This is a genomic window from Streptomyces griseoruber (genome assembly GCF_001514205.1).
In the GTDB taxonomy this organism is placed as follows: Bacteria; Actinomycetota; Actinomycetes; order Streptomycetales; family Streptomycetaceae; genus Streptomyces; species Streptomyces griseoruber.
On record NZ_KQ948829.1, the window covers coordinates 1 to 1,478 of the forward strand.

General features: G+C 71.4%; 1 protein-coding gene. It reads left to right on the forward strand.

What is annotated here, in order from left to right; translation table 11 throughout:
• Positions 1 to 61: 61 nt before the first annotated feature.
• The coding region (locus tag AQJ64_RS44825; RefSeq protein WP_342342316.1) for a beta-ketoacyl reductase at positions 62 to 1,478 on the forward strand (1,417 nt) is incomplete at its 3' end.

Here is a 1,478-nt window from a genome sequence, read left to right on the forward strand (position 1 = left end):
CGCCAGCCGGCGTGGCCCTGATGCGCCGGGTGCCGGTCAACTCCTTGCCGAGCTGGCCGCCTTGGGCGCCGAGGTGGATGTCGTGGCGGTGGATGTCGCCGATCGCGACGAGCTGGTCGCCGCCCTGGACGGACATGCGCTGACCGCCGTGGTGCACACCGCCGGCATCGTCGACGACGGTGTGGTGTCCTCCCTGACCGAGGAGCGACTCACCGCGGTCATGCGGCCGAAGGTGGACGCGGTGGCGCACCTGCACGAGCTGACCCGGGACGCCGACCTGTCCGCGTTCGTGGTCTTCTCCTCCGTCATGGGCACCTTCGGAGGTGCGGGCCAGGCCAACTACTCGGCCGCCAACGCCTTCCTCGACGCCTTCGCCTCCTTCCGTCGGAAGGAGGGGCTGCCCGCGGTGTCCCTGGGCTGGGGTCCGTGGGCGCCGGGGGCCGGCATGACGGCAGAGTTGAGCGAGGCGGATCTGCGGCGTATGGCGCGCGAGGGCATGCAGCCGCTGGCTCCTGAGCGGGGCCTGGGCCTGCTGGACGCCGCGCTTGAGCAGGGTCCCGGGCTGGAGCGGGCGGCGGTGCTGCCCATCGATCTCGATCTCGCGGGGCTGCGTCGGCGACCGGCGGAGGAAGTGCCCGCCCTGCTGCGTGCCCTGGTCCGGGTCCGTGCCCGTCGCAAGGCCGAGGCCGGAACGGGAAGCGGAACGCGGCACCAGGACCTCAAGGCACAGCTGTCGGCGATTCCGCCGGCCGACCGCGACCGCCTCGTCTCCGACCTGGTCCGGGGTGCCGCGGCCGCCGTACTCGGCCACTCCTCCACCGCCGACATCGAGGTGGACCACACCTTCAAGGAACTGGGTTTCGACTCCCTGACCTCGGTGGAGCTCCGCAACCGCGTGAATGCCGCGACCGGCATGAGGCTCCCCGCCACCCTGATCTTCGACTACCCCACACCCGCCGCCTTGATCCGGCACATCGGAACGGAGCTGGTGGGAGGAGACGAGCACGCAGCCACTGCCGCACTGCCCGCGCTGTCGAGTGTGGGCGACGATCCGGTGGTGATCGTCGGGATGGCGTGCCGGTTCCCCGGTGGGGTGGGTTCGCCGGAGGATCTGTGGGCGCTGGTGAGTGAGGGGCGTGACGCGATCGGGGGGTTCCCCACGGATCGCGGGTGGGATCTCGAGGGGTTGTACGACCCGGAGCCGGGCACGGTCGGTCGTACGTACGTCCGTGAGGGCGGGTTCCTCTACGACGCCGCCCTGTTCGATTCCTCGCTGTTCGGGATCTCGCCGCGTGAGGCGTTGGCGATGGATCCGCAGCAGCGGATGCTGCTGGAGACGTCGTGGGAGGTCCTGGAACGGGCCGGCATCGACCCGGCCACGCTGCGCGGCAGCCGTACCGGCGTCTTCGCCGGCGCGATGGCCCAGGACTACGGCTCGTCGCTGCGCGGAACTTCCGAAGGCGCCGACGGCTACCTGC